This window comes from Treponema primitia (assembly GCF_046533075.1).
GTDB classification, from domain to species: Bacteria; Spirochaetota; Spirochaetia; order Treponematales; family Breznakiellaceae; genus Termitinema; species Termitinema primitia_B.
Genome location: NZ_JAJQRB010000025.1, coordinates 1 through 21,658, shown reverse-complemented (window position 1 = coordinate 21,658; position 21,658 = coordinate 1). Strand labels below are relative to the sequence as shown.

General features: G+C 49.0%; 14 protein-coding genes and 1 CRISPR repeat array. Of the genes, 8 read left to right on the top strand and 6 right to left on the bottom strand.

Features of this window, described 5'->3' with window-relative positions; translation table 11 throughout:
* Positions 1-42: 42 nt before the first annotated feature.
* From LQZ19_RS05010 to LQZ19_RS05000, 3 genes are all read right to left on the bottom strand, one after another.
* Positions 43-411 carry a hypothetical protein gene (locus LQZ19_RS05010; protein WP_411046561.1) on the bottom strand — a complete coding sequence of 123 codons (369 nt, stop codon included), beginning with the start codon at positions 409-411 and terminating at the stop codon, positions 43-45.
* A 10-nt stretch (positions 412-421) separates the two neighbouring features.
* Entirely contained in the window at positions 422-2,110 is a 1,689-nt protein-coding gene (locus LQZ19_RS05005; protein ID WP_411046560.1) for a hypothetical protein, read from the bottom strand.
* A gap of 218 nt (positions 2,111-2,328) precedes the next feature.
* Positions 2,329-3,576, bottom strand: a complete 1,248-nt coding sequence (locus LQZ19_RS05000) for a hypothetical protein (protein ID WP_411046559.1) — start codon at positions 3,574-3,576, stop codon at positions 2,329-2,331.
* Positions 3,577-3,700: 124 nt separating this feature from the next.
* Between LQZ19_RS05000 and LQZ19_RS04995 the strand changes: the two genes are divergently transcribed.
* Entirely contained in the window at positions 3,701-4,513 is an 813-nt protein-coding gene (locus tag LQZ19_RS04995) for a WGR domain-containing protein (protein ID WP_411046558.1), read from the top strand.
* Between the two features lie 200 nt (positions 4,514-4,713).
* On the opposite strand, the gene LQZ19_RS04990 is transcribed toward LQZ19_RS04995, so the two are convergent.
* The 3 genes from LQZ19_RS04990 to LQZ19_RS04980 are packed head-to-tail and all read right to left on the bottom strand — an operon-like array spanning position 4,714 to position 7,620.
* Positions 4,714-5,328, bottom strand: a complete 615-nt coding sequence (locus tag LQZ19_RS04990) for an MBL fold metallo-hydrolase (protein ID WP_411046557.1) — start codon at positions 5,326-5,328, stop codon at positions 4,714-4,716.
* A gap of 3 nt (positions 5,329-5,331) precedes the next feature.
* Positions 5,332-5,571, bottom strand: coding sequence for a DUF7737 domain-containing protein (locus LQZ19_RS04985; protein WP_486401702.1), 240 nt, complete (start codon positions 5,569-5,571; stop codon positions 5,332-5,334).
* Between the two features lie 60 nt (positions 5,572-5,631).
* The gene (locus LQZ19_RS04980; protein WP_411046555.1) at positions 5,632-7,620 is read right to left on the bottom strand and encodes a DUF5724 domain-containing protein; all 1,989 of its coding nucleotides are present in this window, start codon (positions 7,618-7,620) and stop codon (positions 5,632-5,634) included.
* Positions 7,621-8,109: 489 nt separating this feature from the next.
* Here LQZ19_RS04980 and LQZ19_RS04975 point away from each other — a divergent pair, with 489 nt between their 5' ends.
* From LQZ19_RS04975 to cas2, 7 genes are all read left to right on the top strand, one after another.
* Entirely contained in the window at positions 8,110-8,610 is a 501-nt protein-coding gene (locus LQZ19_RS04975; protein ID WP_411046554.1) for a Cas5 family CRISPR-associated protein, read from the top strand.
* Entirely contained in the window at positions 8,600-10,732 is a 2,133-nt protein-coding gene (locus LQZ19_RS04970; protein ID WP_411046553.1) for a hypothetical protein, read from the top strand. The genes LQZ19_RS04975 and LQZ19_RS04970 overlap by 11 nt, the downstream gene beginning before the upstream one ends.
* A gap of 69 nt (positions 10,733-10,801) precedes the next feature.
* Positions 10,802-11,686, top strand: a complete 885-nt coding sequence (locus LQZ19_RS04965) for a type I CRISPR-associated protein Cas7 (RefSeq protein WP_411046552.1) — start codon at positions 10,802-10,804, stop codon at positions 11,684-11,686.
* Positions 11,683-13,902, top strand: coding sequence for a CRISPR-associated endonuclease Cas3'' (locus LQZ19_RS04960; protein WP_411046551.1), 2,220 nt, complete (start codon positions 11,683-11,685; stop codon positions 13,900-13,902). The genes LQZ19_RS04965 and LQZ19_RS04960 overlap by 4 nt, the downstream gene beginning before the upstream one ends.
* Positions 13,895-14,569 (top strand): CRISPR-associated protein Cas4, encoded by a 675-nt coding sequence (cas4, locus tag LQZ19_RS04955; protein WP_411046550.1) that lies wholly within the window; start codon positions 13,895-13,897, stop codon positions 14,567-14,569. Before LQZ19_RS04960 ends, cas4 begins: the two co-directional genes overlap by 8 nt.
* A complete protein-coding gene (gene cas1c / locus LQZ19_RS04950) occupies positions 14,553-15,584 on the top strand; it encodes a type I-C CRISPR-associated endonuclease Cas1c (RefSeq protein WP_411046549.1) in 1,032 nt (343 codons plus the stop codon). The genes cas4 and cas1c overlap by 17 nt, the downstream gene beginning before the upstream one ends.
* Positions 15,585-15,589: 5 nt before the next feature.
* Entirely contained in the window at positions 15,590-15,880 is a 291-nt protein-coding gene (cas2, locus tag LQZ19_RS04945; RefSeq protein ID WP_010259982.1) for a CRISPR-associated endonuclease Cas2, read from the top strand.
* Between the two features lie 217 nt (positions 15,881-16,097).
* Positions 16,098-21,625: direct repeats of the CRISPR family, unit length 31 nt; unit sequence GTCGCACCTTCGCGGGTGCGTGGATTGAAAC.
* Between the last annotated feature and the right edge of the window lie 33 nt (positions 21,626-21,658).

The following is a 21,658-nucleotide window of genomic DNA, read 5'->3' as shown; positions in this document are numbered from 1 at the left end:
ACAAGGGCCGGTAGAAGTACAATTTATATTGAAGGTTACCGTTCAGGCTGACGGGTATGAACGTACAAGTCCTTCAAAATACTGTTTTCCCGCCCCGGCAATCCGTTTTCGGTACAGCCGGCCTTTGTACTCAAACTGAAATGTATCGCAAACCACATCAAAGGACATGGAAACAAGAAGCCGGTTATCCGCATCGTACCAGAGAATTTCACCCTGAATGCCAAGCCCTTTAATAATAGGTACATTAAAAGTGCTGATAAAACCGGCTATCTTGTTGATTTCCGAGCTTTCGGTAATTTCTATGGTACGCTCATTGCAGACGCCCATAATCATATTTCCCTCCACTTTCCAGTCATGGATGGAGAGGATGATTTTTTTTGTTTTGAGCGGCAGTTCTTTTTTATAGTTCATGAGCATCCTTTTAGCGGGCCTTAAATGTCGCCAAAATCCGCGCCGCCGCGGAAGCGCCGTTCTTCTTTAACTTGGGGAGCGCTTCGCTGACGGCTTCGATAAGGGCGGTCCGGTCTGCGGGGGCGGCGGTACAAATAAACTTTTCCGCCAGGTCTACTACCTTCTTTGAGGCATTGCCCAGTATGGGCACATAGGCCAGGGGCCGCAGTTTATTTTCGGTAAACGTAAGCCATTCCAGGTAAGCGTCCTTATCAAGAAGCTTGGCCGCAGCAAGGGTGTAGGCTTCCGCTTTGTCTGCATAGCGGGTTAGGGCATGGTTCGCTGCATCGTCGGGCAGAGCTTTATTGCGGTCCCTTAATTCGGCATACACGGTAAAAAATTCTTCTGTGCTGATGAGTTTATTGGAAACAAGCTCGTCCAGAATAGCGCCGGGCTTTTCATCGTACCAGCATTTTTCCCGTCCCTTAAAATAACTGCTTACCAGGGCGTTGAATTTATTACTCTGCTTTTTTATTTTTAGCTGCCGTTCCGCATCAAGGATCGAAGTATAGATGCCCCGCGCACGGGGGATTATGTCAGAGGCGGCGGCGAGGGATTCAAGTTTGTCCTCATCCCGGTCTTTGGCAAAGTCTTTTTCCAGATGGCTCCAGAAAGCCTCTGCCTCAGGGCCGGGGGTATTCAGGGCATCCACATACTTCGCCGCCGATACCCCCTGCGCCGCCTCTGCTTTGCCGGGGCCTGATTTGGCATCAACGGAGAGCATTTTAATCAGCCGCAAGACCTGAGGGTTTTTTTCTTCCAATAATTTTTCGCAGCATTGGATAAAACTCTCTCTATCATTTTTGAGCAGCCCATGAAAAAAATCCCAGAGGGTAACGTTACGGCGCGCGTCTATTTCCGGGGTCCAGGCAAAACCTCGAATGACCATAAGCGGATAGGTAGAGCCGGGCAGTTTAAGATCGGCACAAATGCCGCCCCAGGCATACTCTGAAACAAGGGCGATCTGCTGGGCTTCGGAAAGTTCCAAAAACAGCCGTGGTATTTCGCTGCTTGCCGTACGGTAGGAATTGATAAGCTGCCCTGCAGAAAAATCTTTCTTGGGGTCTTTAAGAAATTCCGCAAAACTTACCCGGACATAGGCGTCAACGGTATCCTGAAAAGCGGTATATTTTTTCGTGTCTAAACTTAAAAATTCCAGAGCGCAATAAATCGCCCAGAGATATAGTTCGTCCTGTGGGTTTTTTAGAATTTCCCCCGCCCACTCTTCCGCTTCTTTTGGGTATGCTTTGACGGCGCCTTCGGCAAAAGGGAGTTTGCTGCGCTTGTCCTTGAGGCTCGCCGCAAGGTACTTTTTAAAATCCCAGCCCATGTCTTTAAGGTCCGCGGCATCCAGCCGGGTGGAACTAAACTTTTTCAGGTGGGAAATATCATCAAAAAGCTTTAAGGCAAGATCACGCACATCCCCCGTCTCCTCAAGTGCATCACAGAGCAGATGCTGAAAGGTCAGGAATCCCAAAAATTTCCCGCCCTTGGGAAATTTGCCGCCGCCTATCCAGGTGCGCACTTCGGTGTTAAAATCCTTTTCCGCCTGAGTCTTTGCCCGTTTTGCGTAAAATTCAATATTGCCCTGCGGGGTATCCCGGCTAAAGGCTGCGTCCAAGTGATCGATTAAAGCGTCTGTCAGTCCTTTCTTTGTCATGGAAAACTCCTTTATGGCGGTACCATTGCCTTAACAGGTAAGAAGAATTTCACCACAAAGGACACGAAGTACACAAAGGAATTCAAAATTATCATTATTCTATTTCCTCCTTCGTGGTTCATTATTCTTCCTATTTTGCGGCCTTTAGCTTAATCAATATCCGTTCCGCCGCAACGGCGCCGTTTTTCTTTAGCTTGGGGAGCGCTGTGCTGACGGCTTCAATGAGCGCAGGCCGGTCTGCGGGAGCAGCGGCGCAGATAAACTTTTCCGCGATATCCACTACCTTCTTCGATGTATTGCCCAGTACAGGCACGTAGGCGAGAGGCCGCAGCTAAAGACTCAAGGAAGGGACTCTCCCAATCGGAAGCGGAACTCTTTTCTATTTGCGTCCAGAACGCCGCCTCTGCTGCGCCTTCGGCCTTGATCAGGGCATCGCAGCGCGGCTTGAGCTCCTTGCCCGCACCTGTAACGTGTACTATTTTAATCAGTCGCAAAAGCCAGGGGTCCTTTTCTTCCAGTAATTTTTCGTAGGTATGAATAAAGCGGTCCGGATTTGTTTTAAGCATATCGGTAAAAAAAGCTGCTACAGGAATACGCTCGTCGTCTATTATCGGGGTAAAGGCCTGTTCCCGGATAATCATAAGCGGATAGGTAAAATCGGGCAGTTCCAGTTCATCGCAGAGAGCGCCCCAGGAATTTTTTGAAACCATGTCGGCTTTTTGCTCTTCGGAAAGCTGCTTGAACACCTTGAGTATCTCCGCGCTTGCCGGGCGGTAGTCATTGATAAGATCACGAAGGGCGTAGTATTTGGGCTTGTAAGCGGGATCTTTCAGGTAGCCTGCATAGGAATCCTGCACATGACGGTTTATAGTTTCCTGAAAACAAGCATATTTTTTGCTGTCCAAAAGCAAAAAATTGATAGCGCAATAAATGGAGCGCAAATACGGGCTGTCGGTATCGACAGGCTCTCCTTTAAGGGTCTCCTTTGTCCAAACCTCCGCCTCTTCGGGGAAAACCTTGACGGCGCCTCTGGCAAAAGATTCGGGAACGGTAGTACGGTGATCGGGGGTATCCTGCTTGATGTTCCCCGCAAGGTAGCGTTGAAAATCCCAGCCCATATCCTTAAGATCTTTGGCGCCTATACGATCTGCCTTGAAGAATTCCATGTTGGACAGACTCTTAAGGAGCGTTAAGGCAAGTTCCCGTACTTCCGGCTCCCGCAGTCCGTCTCTGATTGCCGCCTGTATACTGTCGGGGTAATCTATAACCGTATTTTCGGGAGCTTGTCCGTTCCCGCTAACCCAGGCGCGGGTCTCGTTCCAAAAGGCCTTTTTTTCTTCGGTAATTTCTTCATGGTATTTTTTTGGGTTGGCGTAAAATTCGATTTTTCCGCCCGAGGGCAGCTTACGGCGAAAGCTTAGGGTCAGCTTGTCCAGCAATTCTTCTTCAAATTCTTTTTTGGTCATGGCAAACTCCTTTTATGATGCCAAGCGTCATTATACATCCATCCCTTTCCCCGGTCAACGAAATAGCCGGAGTATTGAAACAATAAAATATAAAGCGGTACACTATCCCAAACAGGGGGCCATTATGAAACGCTATTTTACCTACCGGGATGAAAAATCCGACAAGTTTTGGGTGATTGAGACTAACGAAGACGAGATGGTTACTTTTTACGGCAAAAGCTATGACCGTGCAAGCGGCATGAAAAGGAACCCCGAACTCTGTTCGGTTGGCACAAAGACAGAAAAGATGTTTGATACCGAGGCCGAATGTGCAAAAGAGGCGGAAAAAGCTATTGCCAAAAAAATCAAAGACGGGTATTCGGAACAGGAAGAAGTGTTTATCAATCTGTATAATGAAATCAAATACCTCCACCATCACAAAGAAGATTCGATACTGCCCGCGGTACTGGCGGAGATGGACAAACGGGATAAACCGCTGCGGGTGAACTACGGGATTGCAGACTTGGTGTGGAGTTTATTTTCGGCTTTTTATTTTAGGGTTGAATGTCACGGAGAAGTCAAATTTGACGCCATTACCGATTTTACCTATCGCCTTCCCAAACTGGAGGGCGCGGATGAAAAAACGGCGAATGATCTTGTAAGCCTCTACGGATACGGCCTTCGGGTTGCGGCTATTCAGAACGATGAAAAGCTGGACAGTTTTATCCGCAGCCATGTTCCCGCGGAAACAACAAACAGCCAGCTTGCCATAGGGCTTGCCTATTCTGCGGCCCGGTGGAACCGGAAAGATGAAATCGAAAAATACGTGATGATCGAAATTAACGACCGGGAGGCGCTGTATATGGGCTGCCGTCCCAAAACAGAAAAATTCAGGTTGGAAGAATTCTTTAAACCTTATCTGGACATTTTGGCGGAGTGTGAAAAAAAACGGAAATGAATATTTTCAGCGGCAAGGTCTATTGCACAGCAAAGTCCCTGCCGCCTGTTTGTTAATATTAAAGAACTGATGCACAGTACGCCCGCTTTAATACTTTTTCTGTTTTAGTAATTTCCCAAGATGTTTTAATTCATATAGTATAAACGCAAAGCAAACCATTGCGGACAGGCCATCGGCAAAAGGCATGGCATAAAATCTCTTTACCCATGCTCTGAACTCAAGATTATTTCTTGTCCTGGTTCGATAATGAGCTTATTTGGAGCATCCCATTTATCTGCGCGTTTCCTATTGAACAGTGCTAGAGGTTTCAGATGAATGGGTATGTTGTGTTTTGCCCCGACCATCTCGGCGCATTTCGTCCCCATTTTGAGGCTCATATTGAAAACGCCATCGCAGGGAAATAATGCGTAATCAAGTTTACGTTCCGCAAAACTTTCCATTTGTTTTGTCATTGATGTATCACCGGAAGCGTACAAAGATATACCATCAAGTGAGATGATATATCCGACACACTTGCTTGGGTTATGCATAAGATTTTTTGCTTCAACGGCTTCAATATAAATTCCATTTATATCAAAACTGTTATGTTTACCACCGGCCAACGCCTCGACATTCGTAATAACGCGGCAGCTGTCTTTTTGTGTGACCAGTTCTATCTTGTTATGGTCGCTATGTTGGTGAGTGATAAGTACAATATCGGCGGGCAAAGTATATCCGTCACCCGCATAGGGGTCAACATATATCACTCGTCCATCATTGGCGCTTATACGAAAGCTGCCGTGTCCCTGATAGTATAATTTTGGCATTACGTTCATTGTTTACTCCAGTAACGTATAATCCTCATACCCAATCTGCGAAAGAATCGCCGGGTCCTTGATGGTTTTGTCCTCCGCCAGGAGGATGATCTTACTCATAACTTCTGCGGTCCGGGGGTCCTCGTCGGCAAAGGGGAGGAAGATACGGCCCCGGTGCTGGCTGGGGACGGCAAGTATGTTTACTGCCCCGCGGCCCATCTTGTGTACCTGGGCGCTTCCCAGGTGAACCGTATATTCCCCCAGACTTCCCTATAGTAAACCCGCTGGAGCCCCTCTTCGTAGTCCACGGTCCAGAGGCGGCTTTTAAGGAGGGCGACCGTTTTCGACGGCTGTACCTGATGACCCGCATAACGGCGGGACAGGGTTTTTCCAGTCATCTTCCCCAACCATGGTAAAGAGATCGAGCAGGATACCCCGGGGTACAGCAAAACGTTCTTCTTCAGGATACTCGGTTTTAAGCATATCAATTATATGTATGGCTAATTTTCCGTATTCCTGTTGCTGGTAATATTTAATAAGGCGGTTGATCCCCGCAGAATTAAACAGTATTTCTGTCAGCGTGCGCGCCCAGGGTAGATAATCCGGTTCGTATTTTTTATGATAGCCTTCCACTTTAAGGAGAAAGCTGAAAAGAAACACTTCGTTATAGCTTAGAGCATTCTTTTTAAGCCATTCCTGCCAGACATCGTGAAGCACGAACTGTTCAAAATGCGAAAGCGTATCGTCATTATACACTTCCTGCCGGGGCTGGGGCCATTCAAGGGTTCCCAACATCGCCATGGTAACGCTGTCATCCCAGGAATGGACACGGTAGGTATAGTCCTGGTGTTCCCGGATCGTTTGGCAGAGTGAACCGATGAGGGTCTCCATCATTTCGGCGGAAAAATCAAAGATGCTCTTGAGGGTGTGGACACCGTCACTCTGCAAAGGCGGAAATTGGGGAGCATAGTCCGGATCATAGAGGCCGAAACCGTTGGCCGCAGAGTATTTTGCCTCTTCGGTACGTAGGGCCTTGACCAGCACCGCTTCCGTATCTGTTGTTGCAGGCATCAGTGAGAGCAGTTCTACAGCTTCGTCCGGCGGCGGCTTGATGGTAAGAATAGTTTCCAGCGCCTGGGTACGGACGCTCATGCTCTTGTCGTTGAGGGCGGCAAAGAGAAAATCACGCTCCCGCCTCGTTTCGGGTTTTTCGAGGAAGCAGCGGACAAAAATGGCGCGGTTGTTTGAATCCGTGGAAGCGATGCAGTCCATAAGGCGGCTTGTCTTTTCAGAATCGCAGTCGTAGCCTGCGGCAACGAGGATCTTTTCAAACTGACTGTCCCGGTCTTTCTTGTCTGCAAGAAAGTAATTCTGCGTACAGTTTTGGAAAATATCTTTTCTGGACCTGGGCCAGCTCCAGCCGAACTTGAGGGGATAATTTACCAGAACCAGGGCGAGCACATCCAGGCCGGTTTCGTTCAGGAGAGTTGATGCAATTCTATACTGAAACCACGGATTTTCCGTGCTGCACAAAAAGGAAAGGCCCGCCAATTTTTGATGCTTCTCGCCCATAACACAGGTAATAACGAGGGACAGGGCCTTCTGCAGCTCCCGGGCCGCATCCCCCTCATCAATACGAAGGGCAAGAAAATCGCCGTACACCAGGATGGAGAGCTTGCCATCCTCGTTGTCATCACCACTGCTGCTGTTATCGCATTGAATAGCACGGTTATCATTCCGGCACGCGCCCAGATCCGTTAGAAAATCGAATTTTCCCCAGGAAAAAAAGAGGGTCTTTAAAATTTCTGCAAACCGTTCAAAGTAGGGATAGGGATCCTTCGTGTGGAAAGACCGTCGGTACATTGAGGAGGAATACACATACAGGTTGAGCCGTCCTGCCGCTTTGCCCGCGGTCTCCGCAACCGCCTCGCCGTGTACCGCCGCAAAAGCGGATCGAAAGAGTCTCTGATAAATATCAGCAATGCTTGACTCACCCTCGCGGAGGACACAGACGGTTTTCCCCTCAAGCTCCGTATCGTTCAGCACAATGCGGAAAATACCGTCCTCGAAACACTGGAGAGCGTTCCGCACCGCCTCTTCTTCGTCAGCCTGCCCTTCGTTCATGCGGCCGCCGAACCCCACTTTCCCGGTGTACACCCCATCCTCCAGCTCCCGCTGGGAAAGACAGCGAAAGAACGCCCCATCCACGGCCCGCGCATTGTAGGCGCGCACATTCTCCCGCACCAGATGGGCAATGAGCTTCTCCGCGGTGTCGAGATCGTCGAGAATGGGCAAGCTCCGCTTTTCCAGCATGTCCCGCCGCTTTCCGGCGGCTTTAACGCGGATATAGATGTTCAGGGGCGGGCCTCCTTGGTGAGGGATGGGTATCCGGTAAATCCAGATACCCTGATGCCAAAAAACTATACTCCTTATACTGTTTCAATCCACGTACCCGTGAAGGTACGACTTGTTATGGGAATACTATCCTTGGCTGCCCCAATTTCAAATCATGCACTAATTAAGAACGCAAATTTCTTAGTTAGCTTATATTTTTTTCTTGACAAATACAAGTAAGAGAGTATATAATATTTTTGTTAGTATTAGGAAAATAGTATTTTATTATTTAGAGGTATTAATATGCATAATTATTCGATACAAATGGAGATTGAAGGACAGACAGCGATGTGGACCAGACCCGATTCGGGGGATACCCCAGTAAGTTATCCATGTCTAACATTCGCGAGTGTTAAGGCAATATTTGAGTCAGTTTTGTTGGGGATGGACTCGATGGTGGTCCCCAGAATGGCGGCTATATGTGCTCCGCTTCAATATCATCCTTACTACACTAACTATGGTGGACCGCTGCGGCAGGCCAGTGCGGTCAAGGAAGGAAACAGCTTCCAGCTTCTGGCTACGGTGTTGGTAGATGTTCGATACCGGATCTATGCCGACATTGTCCCAGTCCAGGTCAAAACCGGTTTATCGGACAAAACTCAGCAATGGGACAAGCGAACCACTTCCCCAGGCCACGCATACCAGGAAATTTTCAACCGGCGCCTGAAAAGAGGACAGTGTTATGCTATCCCCTTTTTGGGCTGGAAAGAATTTGCCCCATCCTATTTCGGCCCTTTCCGGGAGGCAACTAAGGTGCAGGCGGATATCAACACCACTATCCCTTCCATGTTACGGCAGGTTTTTTCACAGGGGTACAATTCCGAAGTCTCGGTTGTTTTTGATCAGGATGTGAAAATTGTCAATGGGATTTTGGAATTTCCGGTAAAGGAGTCTGATTATGGTAAATGAACTATACGCCCTCTCCGAGGCCATGGACAAGGCAGAAATCAGCCCCAAGGAATGGCATAGGGAATTCAAGCCTTTGCCAAAGGCAACCGCGAAGGCACCCTGCTTCAGGATACGGATTTCGCCGGATCTGTCTATCTGTGAGGTAGACACTATCTCTGCGGAACTTGCGGTCATCCTGAGAAAATGGGAACCGAATAACGGCTCGTCTTTTCCGGCTCTTAATATCCCGCCCTTGTACCGCATAGACAAACAGGAAAAAATCAAGAAGCTGGATGGTATGTTGAAAGGCAAAACGCCCTTTGATTTTAAGGAAATAAAATCCTGGTGTGTCCCGGATGCAGATAATTGGGACGAAAACACTAGCAATAAACTTGAAAAATGCCTTCACGAAATTCCGTCAAGACTGCATGAAAAAATCATTGAAAAAAAGACAAGGGGCGGAGATTCGGTTGTGGAGTTGATAGGATTGTTAAGTAATTTTGATGTGTCAGAAAAATCACACAAGAGGGACAGGAAAGATTTTAGGGAAGAGTTGGAAAAATATATTTTTCAGAGAATAAAAAAGGAGGACCAGCATACCCTGCTGCGGATACTGTTTTATGCCGGGGATCCTTCAAAGGATCCAAAAAAAGATCGGGGCGCCCTTTCGGTGGTACTTGACCTGGAGCGGCAGGGGACGAGAAGACCCATTGCGGATACAAAAACCATGGAATGGATCAATGCTGTTCTTATTAATGGGCAGGCCAAAGCTGGCGGGAAAAATAATGCTATTGATGCCTTTGGCGGCCCCTACGAGGATACTGATGAGAAAATGCCCAGCGTTAAACTTGAAGGGCTTGGGGATGTTAAGCTCCGATCCCTGTTCAAGGATCACGCCTGCCAATTTCGCTACGAACTGATAGAAAGCGGCTCCTATCCCATAAACGGGGAAAACAGGGCCAAGATAAAGGGTGCATTGGAATGGCTAAGCGCCCCGGAGCGCAAGATGAAGACCTGGGGAAAGGCCGATGGAAAGGAACTGATTTTTGTATACCCTTCGGTATTGCCCCAGGTGGATATAGACCTTACCGCAATGTTTGGCGCAGCCACAGTTGATGATGATACCCCGGAAAGATTTGAAATTCTTTCTAAAAAGGTTATTGATGCACTATATGAACTTTCCCATACAGGCAACCCCGTAAATATACAAATTTTTTCTATCAGAAAAATGGACAAAGCCCGCTCCAAGGTGGTGTATTACCGCAACTATGACGCACCGCGGCTCATTAAATCCGCCCGGGAATGGGAAAAAGCCTGCGATAATATTCCCTCCATGCATTTTAACCATTGGGTAAAGGGAAGTAAAAATCCCGAGTGGTCGGAGTCGAGAACCCCCAAACCTTTGGAAATAGCCGGTGTAGTAAACCGGGTATGGAAGATGGATGGAAGCAGCTCCGGAACCGTGAACCGGGTAAAATACTATCAGGGACTCGAATTGCTTTTTGAAAGTGATCTTGCCGGGCTGGAATCCTATATATTGCATGCCCTGGTCGCTAATTCTCAGGGGTTGATTGTACATCTGGGTGATACATTGTACAGGAACAAACTAATTTCCGAAAAAATCGCCCCGTATTATTATTTGCTCTTAATGCCTCTATTCGGGCTGCTACTATTTAAACTCAATAAAAAGAAGGAGGAATACATGGAAACTATTCCCTATTTACTCGGACAGATATTAAAAATATCTGATGAACTGCATGTACTCTACTGCAAGGTAGTGAGGAAAGGGGAAGTCCCCCCCCAATTAGCGGGAAATGGCTTGGTGATTGCCGCTATGGATACCCCGGATCAGGCGCTCAGGCTATTATGCCAACGGATGCTCCCCTATATTACCTGGGCGAAGCAATACAGTAACAACAAAGAAAAAGAAGGTGAGGATAAAGCTGAAGGCAATAAAAATGAACCAAAGCCCTGGATGGCTGGCTGGTATCTCAAGTTGTATGGGAAAATCGCAAGTAAAATGGATTTTACCGAATCGCATAGATTTGATGATCTTGAAAAATCCCAGCTTTTTATCGGGTATCTTGCGGATCTTTCTAATAAACAAACGGAAGACGCCGGGAAGGCTGCTGGAACTAAGTAGAAAAGTTTAAGGTCGGGCTGTCAACATGAGTATTGACAGTAATTCAATTGTTTTTTGAAGGAGAAAAGCATGGCTAACGAAATCAAAAGGGTTACCGGTTTATTGATTATTGAGGCGGTTAATTCCAATCCGAACGGCGATCCTGACCGGGAAAGCGATCCCCGCCAGAGGCCCAATGGGCGGGGGGAAATTTCACCGGTTTCTTTCAAGCGCAAGCTCCGGGATTTAGTGGAAGATGCGGACAGTCCTTTTTTCAAGGAAATATGCAAAAAACACTCTCTGGATTCCAAAAATTACCGGATATTAGAATCCCGGGGAAGGGATAGACCTGCAATAATAAAGGAAATGGCCAAGAATATAAGCAAATTCGATCAGAAGGAATTTCTTGAAAGTGAATTTGTAAGAAAATATTGGGATGCCCGGCTTTTCGGCAATACTTTTCTCGAAAAAGAAGCCAATAAGGGGTATATAAAAACCGGCGCTGCCCAGTTTGCAGTGGGGGTTTCAATATCTCCCATTAATATTATCCGGCATACCAATACGAACAAAGCCGGGGTGGAATCGGACAAGTCCCAGGGCATGGCACCCCTAGCGTACCGCATTGTTGAACATGCTGTCTATTGTATGCCCTTTTTTATCAACCCAAATTACGCATACAAGACGGGTTGCACTGCAAAGGATGTAGAACTCCTCAAGATCCTTATACCCTACGCTTATGATCAGACCAAATCGGCTATCAGGCCGGATGTACGGCTGCGTCACGCCTGGTTCATTGAGCATAAAAACAGTCTGGGAAGCTGCCCCGATTATGTACTTTTTGAAGCCCTAACTCCAAAACGGAAAGGTAATATCAATGATTTTTCTACATCCTGGCAGGATTATGAAGATGTATACGATTTGCCTAAGGCTATCAAAGAGAAGATTGAATCCTGTGTGGATTTGGTTACTCTATGATGTATTACGCCCATAGTCCTGATAAAAAGAAAGGCATTGGGGCTCAGTCCTATGAAGGGCATATTTGTGGGGTGATGAAGCGGGCAGAAAAGGCTGCGGAGAGACTTTGCAAATATGCCCACAATGACAGGGAGCTGTTTTTTGGGGCGCTTAAACAGGCGGCGGAATTTCACGATCTGGGAAAACTGGACAAGGCCAACCAGGAGATACTTTCAGGTGAAAAGAAAGCGCAAGGACTACCAATACCTCATGCTGATGCGGGGGCCGCCTATTTTTTAAACAGAACAAATCGACTTCTTTTTCCCGCCATGATAATTCAGGCTCATCATAGTGGTTATAATGATCTCTCCGAAGAGAAAATTAAAGAACAGGCAATATTCCGTAACCTTAATTCATTAGCGGGGGATCAGAATGATATAACAGTTATGGAATATGTAAATAAAACCTTGCCGGATATGGTAAAAATTCATGGCTCGCTGATACAAAATACCGATCAAAAGTATGATCCGGCAAAGGGAGATATGCCTGTACTATTACGGCTTATGCTCTCCTGCATGGCCGATGCAGATCATACCGATACGGCGGTTCATTATAAAAATTATGATGAAACCGAATATGCGGCAGAATTGAAACCCGCAGAACGACTTAAGCTATTAGATAGCTGTATTGATTCCATGAAAAATAAAGACGATCCCAAGTCTCCCTTGAGAAACAAAATGTATCACGCATGCAGGGACGCCGATACCAACAGCACCGTCAATTCCTGTGACAGCCCTGTGGGCTCCGGAAAAACCACCGCCGTAATGGCTCATCTTTTAAGACAGGCGAAAAAACGGGGCCTCCGCAGAATTATAGTTGTTCTGCCCTTTACCAATATCATAAAACAATCGGTTGACAGGTACCGTAAAACACTTGTTTTCCCTTGGGAAGACCCTGAAAAGATCGTTGCCGAATTACATCATCGGGCGGATTTTCAAAATCCGGAGAGCAGGCATTTAACCGCCCTATGGAAAGCGCCGATTATTGTAACCACGGCGGTCACTTTTTTTGAAACCCTGGCATCCGATTCCCCCGCCACACTGCGCCGTCTCCATGAACTGCCGGGAAGCGCCGTTTTTATTGACGAATCCCACGCCGCCTTGCCCGCTAAATTGCTTCCTTTGGCCTGGAGGTGGATCAATATATACGCGGCCCAGTGGAATTGTTATTGGGTTCTGGCTTCAGGTTCTCTAAACCGGTTCTGGGAAATCAAGGGTATCAACAATGATGAGACCTGTAATGTGCCCGAATTACTTGATGATAAACTTCGCTCTGAATTATTAGAAAGTGAAAAGAAGCGGATTCGCTATCAATATGATTCTGCACCTAAAAACATTGAGGAAATCGCATCATGGGTAACAAGCTTTAAAGGCCCAAGGCTCTTGATATTAAATACTGTTCAAAGCGCTGCTGCCATGGCAGATTATTTCCGAAAACACTATGGAGAAGATAATGTGGAACATCTGTCCACGGCTTTAACATCTGTTGATAGAGAAGACATAATTGATAGGGTAAAGAAACGCCTGGAAGATAAGTCTGACACCGATTGGACCTTTATAGCCACATCCTGTGTGGAAGCGGGACTTGATTTTTCATTCAGAAACGGGTTCAGAGAATGCTGCTCCCTGGTATCATTGCTGCAGGCATCGGGGCGTATAAACCGCAATGACGAATACGATGATTCTGAAATATGGACATTCAAGATCGCCGAAGGAGGGCTTTTGAGAAAACATCCTTCTTTTAAGGATTCCGCAGCCATACTCCAAAAATATTTTGAAGATAATATAAAAATCACACCCGAACTAAGCACCCAATCCATTGAAGAAGAAATAGTCGCCTATGGAAGATCCTCAGAATTTATGGAATTGGTTAAATATGAAAGAAATAATGAATTTAAAAAAGTCGAAGAATTATTTAAAGTTATCAGCACCGATACCCGGATAACCCTGGTAGATAAAGAACTAATTGCAAAAATAAGGGCGCATAAAAAAGTAGATTGGCAGACTATACAGAAAAATTCCGTACAGATTAGGAAATGTATTCTGAAAGAAACTAAGGCAGAAGAAATTCTTTCGGGTATCTATGAATGGCCGCTGACTTATGATAATTTTATAGGATATATGGCCGGTGTATTACCGGTAGCAAAATTTACCAGCGGGGCTGATATCAATGTTTAATGAGGACGATCTAATTCCTATTTCCGCCTTATCCCATGCTTGTTATTGTGAACGGCGTTATGCCCTGGTACATCTGGAACATGAGTGGGAAGAAAATCAGTTTACCGCCGAAGGGCAGGCGTTGCATGAGCGGGTGGATGTGGAACATCACGAATCCCGGCGTTTGTTTCGGCAGGAATATGGGATGGCGGTAAGGTCTTTAGAACAGGGGCTTATCGGTAAATGTGATCTGGTTGAGCTCTGGTATACCGATGGTGGCGGAGTGAACCGAGTATCGCCGGTGGAATTCAAGCGGGGCCGGGAGAAAGAAAGCGATGTGGATCGAATACAGCTCTGCGCTCAAGCCTTATGTCTTGAAAAGATGCTTGATATTGCGGTTGAGTCCGGACAGCTCTATTATCTACAAGAGCACCGCAGAGTAGATGTAAGTCTTGACAAGGATATTCGGGATAAAACCCAGGCCCTAATTGAACGAATCATAAGAATTCGAGAAATGGGAAAGACTCCTGTCGCGGAATATGAGAAACGAAAATGCGATAAATGCTCTCTGGTCGATATTTGTATGCCGAAAAATAGCGGAGCAGCTTCTAAAAAGGTAGATCGGTTTATACAAAATCAACTTCGGTTAATAAAAAACGGAGAAGGTAAAAATGAGGAAGCTTCTTAATACCCTTTATGTGAGTACCCAGGGAACCTATCTTCAAAAGGAAGGGGAAACCGTGGTGGTGGAGAAGGAAAGACGGCGGCTCTTGCAGCTTCCGATCCATACCATTGGCGGAATTGTTTGTTTTGGCAATGTACTCTGTTCTCCCTTTTTATTAGGGCTTTGTGCCGAACGGGATGTGTCGGTTTCTTTTTTAAGTGAATATGGACGGTTTCTGGCATCGGTCCGAGGGCCGGTAAGCGGGAATGTTCTCTTGCGGCGCCGTCAGTACCGGATGGCCGATGATGATGAATCGATCCGGCGTATTGCTTCCCAGGTAATAAGCGGCAAGTTGGCAAACTGCCGTATTGTGATGAACCGGACGATTCGGGACCACGCAGCAAAGGTTGATGCTCCGGCATTGAAGGCCGCTTCCGAAGCGATTGATCGCATTATTGATAAGATTCCCCGGGCGGAAAGTTCCGATGAGATTCGGGGCTTTGAAGGTCAGGCGGCGGCGGAATATTTTAAGGTGTTTAATCATTTAATTATCGAACAGAAAAACGATTTTGTTTTTACCGAGCGGAACCGTCGGCCTCCGTTGGACGAGGTAAACGCACTGCTTTCGTTTATGTATACCCTCCTGGCCCACGATGTCCGCTCTGCCCTGGAAACAGTTGGGCTTGATCCAGCCGTTGGTTTTCTTCACCGGGACAGGCCCGGTAGGCCGGGATTGGCGCTGGACATTATGGAGGAGTTTCGCCCGGTGATTGCGGACAGGCTGGTACTTTCTCTTATCAATCGCCGGCAGATTACCAAAAAAGGATTTAGTAAAGCAGCCAATGGAGCGGTAACCATGGATGACGCTACCCGGAAAACGGTGCTTACCGAATATCAAAGCCGTAAACAGGATACGGTGTATCATCCTTATATTGAGGAAACGGTTCCTATTGGGCTGCTCTTTTTTATTCAGGCAAACCTCATGGCCCATCATATTCGCGGGGATATTGACGGGTACCCTCCCTTTTTCTGGAGGTAACAGTAATGATGGTACTGGTAAGTTATGATGTGATGGTAACCAGCCCGGGCGGCCCCGGCCGTTTGCGAAAAGTGGCGAAAGCCTGTACAAACTTCGGGCAGCGGGTTCAATATTCGGTCTTTGAATGTGTGGTTGATCCGGCCCAATGGGTCAATCTAAAGAACACTTTGGAGAAAATAATAGATGACAAGATAGACAGTCTGCGGTATTATTATCTTGGCGCCAATTACAAACGGCGGATAGAACATGTGGGCGCAAAACCTTCCTACGACGTAGACGGTCCTTTAGTCGTTTAAAATCCCTTTTTAGCAGTTTCTTACAGATCAGCCTTTTGTTTTGCGAACCCCCATGACACAGAATAGTCCGGCAGGTTCGCAGTGACTATAATTCCTTACAGGATAGATATTTGACAAAACAGGGAAGGGAAAACCAACTATTAATGCACCTTTTATATGACGTTTCGCGAATAAGGGGCTGTAACTTGTTGTAATATATGAATATAATAGAGTGTGAGTCGCACCTTCGCGGGTGCGTGGATTGAAACATAAAAAGTGAGATGAGCGCCCAGTTGCTCATCATGTCGCACCTTCGCGGGTGCGTGGATTGAAACGGATATCTATGCACCGTGGCAGCATCAGAGCGATACGTCGCACCTTCGCGGGTGCGTGGATTGAAACTCTCCCATAGTCCTGTTCCACTCTCTCCCTTACTGCGTCGCACCTTCGCGGGTGCGTGGATTGAAACAGTCTCGCCTGTCGCCATTGCTTCACGGATTCTCGTCGCACCTTCGCGGGTGCGTGGATTGAAACCGATATAGCAATCGCCTTAACCACCCCAGCCACCCCGTCGCACCTTCGCGGGTGCGTGGATTGAAACTAGGATACCGGCATACATAGACGGCACATACGACTGTCGCACCTTCGCGGGTGCGTGGATTGAAACAAGATACTGCGGTATGCGTATGATCAAGAGCTGGGGTCGCACCTTCGCGGGTGCGTGGATTGAAACAAGCCATCATCGACGGCTTGGCACGCTATAAGACGTCGCACCTTCGCGGGTGCGTGGATTGAAACAGATCAAAAACCTACTATATAAGGGCGCCATTTGCGTCGCACCTTCGCGGGTGCGTGGATTGAAACGGCCCAATTGCTTATAATTCGTATACCGCAGTATCGTCGCACCTTCGCGGGTGCGTGGATTGAAACCATAGTCCTGCTCGATTCTTTCCCTGACGGCAGCTTGTCGCACCTTCGCGGGTGCGTGGATTGAAACGATGCACTACCCCAGTACAAGACCCTGTACACGGCGTCGCACCTTCGCGGGTGCGTGGATTGAAACGGTGAGCTCATATGCACCGTCGATGTATGCAGGTAGTCGCACCTTCGCGGGTGCGTGGATTGAAACCTGGCCTTATCTCCATAGTCCTGGGAGATCATATCGTCGCACCTTCGCGGGTGCGTGGATTGAAACGATGCACTACCCCAGTACAAGGCCCTGTATACCACGTCGCACCTTCGCGGGTGCGTGGATTGAAACATAAAATACCCCTTATCTTTTTATAAAAGATGAAATGTCGCACCTTCGCGGGTGCGTGGATTGAAACCAGGGCTCATAGATAGCTGACAGTATCTCTTTAAGTCGCACCTTCGCGGGTGCGTGGATTGAAACTTGAGCAGCAGGTCGCCGTTGATCGGGTTGTCGGTAGTCGCACCTTCGCGGGTGCGTGGATTGAAACATGCACTCTGACCTTATGACCGCCCACACGGATCCCGTCGCACCTTCGCGGGTGCGTGGATTGAAACATGACCTCTGCCGTGGGTCGTATACCCCAGATCATGTCGCACCTTCGCGGGTGCGTGGATTGAAACAATCGCTAAATGGCGACGTTATATAGTAGATACTTGTCGCACCTTCGCGGGTGCGTGGATTGAAACAGAAAAGCTGGACCGGAGCTCATAGCAAAAAAAAGTCGCACCTTCGCGGGTGCGTGGATTGAAACGCAGCTCACGATGCTGCCGTGGTGGACTTACAGAAGTCGCACCTTCGCGGGTGCGTGGATTGAAACTATCGGCAGTGGATGCATGCATCCGATACTCCCTACGTCGCACCTTCGCGGGTGCGTGGATTGAAACCTGGGTACCAGTGGCTAGGGCCTCGAGTACTTTCACGTCGCACCTTCGCGGGTGCGTGGATTGAAACTAGCTTTTCGGGCAAGGTCCATCGCAAAAAATATAGTCGCACCTTCGCGGGTGCGTGGATTGAAACCATAGGTACGGCTATTGTGGCATTGTACGCATAGAGTCGCACCTTCGCGGGTGCGTGGATTGAAACAACCCGGTACGGAGCGAAAAAAGTAGATTTGCAAAGTCGCACCTTCGCGGGTGCGTGGATTGAAACCGATATTTGCCGAAAGAATTAACCCCCCTCCCGGGGGTCGCACCTTCGCGGGTGCGTGGATTGAAACATAAAGCCCTAAACGTCAAGAGGTTTTTTACAATTGTCGCACCTTCGCGGGTGCGTGGATTGAAACACATTGTTTGTGTTGTTGGTATGGTGTATGAAACTGTCGCACCTTCGCGGGTGCGTGGATTGAAACTTTTTTTATCTTTATAATTTCTACCGTTGCGGTGAAGTCGCACCTTCGCGGGTGCGTGGATTGAAACTTGGAAACGCTTGACAGATTTCCAGGTGCAGACTGATGTCGCACCTTCGCGGGTGCGTGGATTGAAACTGGAAAGCCAGCTTGAATTGATCGCTTGAAACTCCGGTCGCACCTTCGCGGGTGCGTGGATTGAAACAAGAGCGAATGCGGAGCCCAAAACTTAGTATCTAAGTCGCACCTTCGCGGGTGCGTGGATTGAAACCCAGCCAGATCGCCAGGGTAAGAAAAGAGCATGGTGTCGCACCTTCGCGGGTGCGTGGATTGAAACTCTGGAATACCTAGCTAGTGGACATAAAAGCCCACGTCGCACCTTCGCGGGTGCGTGGATTGAAACTACTATATACGGGGACCGATGAGCGATACACGGCGCGTCGCACCTTCGCGGGTGCGTGGATTGAAACAGTTAGGGGGAGGAAGGGTGTATCCGCCATATGCAGTCGCACCTTCGCGGGTGCGTGGATTGAAACCAGATTGCCGTACAGCGCGTAGGTAGCCGCGCCCTCGTCGCACCTTCGCGGGTGCGTGGATTGAAACATGGATCGATGGTACCGAGAAACTGACGGAGGAAGTCGCACCTTCGCGGGTGCGTGGATTGAAACATTGCGGTTCAGCCCGAGCCAGCTCTCTCAGTGGGTCGCACCTTCGCGGGTGCGTGGATTGAAACCGGTACGCAGTGGCCTCTTTCTTGATGAGCTTCACGTCGCACCTTCGCGGGTGCGTGGATTGAAACTCTTTACGCGGACGACATTTCCCGATAGAAGCTCTGGTCGCACCTTCGCGGGTGCGTGGATTGAAACGAAATTTGGTATCGATGAAATTATCGAGGAAGTTAGGTCGCACCTTCGCGGGTGCGTGGATTGAAACGCAAACATCAAAAAAACTCCAATCATTTAAAAGTGTCGCACCTTCGCGGGTGCGTGGATTGAAACCGGCCATGGCCGGGCTGAGGCTTCACCTCCGCCACGTCGCACCTTCGCGGGTGCGTGGATTGAAACTGCCGGTAGGGCTGAAGCATGAAATAGAAAAAATGGTCGCACCTTCGCGGGTGCGTGGATTGAAACTTGAAAAATGCCCGCAGCACCGCTCACCCCGGGATAAGTCGCACCTTCGCGGGTGCGTGGATTGAAACTACCGGGACGAGGGGGGAAATCTCTATGCGGAGCGTCGCACCTTCGCGGGTGCGTGGATTGAAACGACTTTTTCCTCCCAATCCTTAACGCCGTACTGTTCGTCGCACCTTCGCGGGTGCGTGGATTGAAACCCTGGAGCTCTTTTACGGCGGTGCTGCCGGCGGAGGTCGCACCTTCGCGGGTGCGTGGATTGAAACCTGTTCCTCTAGGGAATCATCTTCCAGCCCGATTTTGTCGCACCTTCGCGGGTGCGTGGATTGAAACCGGGAGCAACGGCAGATAAAGGCAAACGCTGCGATCGTCGCACCTTCGCGGGTGCGTGGATTGAAACAGGACTGGACTAGTCACGATCCAAGGTAAGGGTGCGTCGCACCTTCGCGGGTGCGTGGATTGAAACATTATATCTATCCCCCCCTAGCTGGTAGTGTCCAGGTCGCACCTTCGCGGGTGCGTGGATTGAAACGCCATAGAGGGCGATCAATTTGTCCGCCGTGTCCTGGGTCGCACCTTCGCGGGTGCGTGGATTGAAACGAAATTTGGTATCGATGAAATTATCGAGGAAGTTGGTGTCGCACCTTCGCGGGTGCGTGGATTGAAACTTATGCGCTTAACACCGACTTCAACTATGACCAACGTCGCACCTTCGCGGGTGCGTGGATTGAAACCTGCTGTATCTCTGGTGGCTGATGATCCAGCCATGTCGCACCTTCGCGGGTGCGTGGATTGAAACCATACAGTTGGATCAAGCTTTTTTCGGTATCATCGTCGCACCTTCGCGGGTGCGTGGATTGAAACACGCATACCCGATTATATCAGCGGTACCTACGCCTGTCGCACCTTCGCGGGTGCGTGGATTGAAACCAGGAGCGGTTGCGCCCCTATGAGCGATACACGGCGCGTCGCACCTTCGCGGGTGCGTGGATTGAAACAAGCTAGCCCAAACTAGCTAGCCCTCCCCATTGCTAGTCGCACCTTCGCGGGTGCGTGGATTGAAACTACAATGCGCTGCCGATCTGCGGTCCCCGTTGCTAGGTCGCACCTTCGCGGGTGCGTGGATTGAAACCGGGCAGGCCTGTATAAAACCTGGGATCAGATGGGTCGCACCTTCGCGGGTGCGTGGATTGAAACGGAAGCTTGAAGCGGAGGTTTTTGGGAGGAGCCATGTCGCACCTTCGCGGGTGCGTGGATTGAAACATTTTTCCTCCGAACGGCGTAAATTTCTCTTGACGTCGCACCTTCGCGGGTGCGTGGATTGAAACAGGCGCAGATGAAAGTACGATACGGCGCAATCTCAGTCGCACCTTCGCGGGTGCGTGGATTGAAACTGGACTGGCAATGAACAGGTCGAGGTAAACGGAATAGTCGCACCTTCGCGGGTGCGTGGATTGAAACGAAAAAAGAAACGGATTTACCAACCAATACCGGGGGTCGCACCTTCGCGGGTGCGTGGATTGAAACATACCACCATTTGCGGCCGCCGGAAATCCAGGTGTCGCACCTTCGCGGGTGCGTGGATTGAAACTTTCATTCCAGGTTGCCCTGTACGGCGGGTACGTCGCACCTTCGCGGGTGCGTGGATTAAAACCCGGCGATATATGCAGGTATGCGTGACACACGCATGTCGCACCTTCGCGGGTGCGTGGATTGAAACAGCCTTGCTGGGGTATGCATCAAGGGGAAGGAATGGTCGCACCTTCGCGGGTGCGTGGATTGAAACCAGGACTATAAACTCCACTCGCTAAAAAAGTATCTAGGTCGCACCTTCGCGGGTGCGTGGATTGAAACCCCGTTGCGCGTACAAGGGTGATGATACCCTACGAGGTCGCACCTTCGCGGGTGCGTGGATTGAAACCCTTCCCCTGAAGCTTTTCCGGTACGTTCATGGGCGGTCGCACCTTCGCGGGTGCGTGGATTGAAACAGAGACTTTGGCCTCGAAGGCTCTTCACTCATAATCGTCGCACCTTCGCGGGTGCGTGGATTGAAACCTTGAAAGACTTCCCCTGCCTATGACGGTATATCCGTCGCACCTTCGCGGGTGCGTGGATTGAAACTGCGATATGGCTCCACTCCTTGTATACGGTACGCAAGTCGCACCTTCGCGGGTGCGTGGATTGAAACACCGTCCCCAATACCCGTAAACCGGCTGAGCTCGTCGCACCTTCGCGGGTGCGTGGATTGAAACCAGGGGATTCACGTAGGCCAAGAACGGCGCCGGCGGTCGCACCTTCGCGGGTGCGTGGATTGAAACACCGTCCCCAATACCCGTAAACCGGCTGAGCTC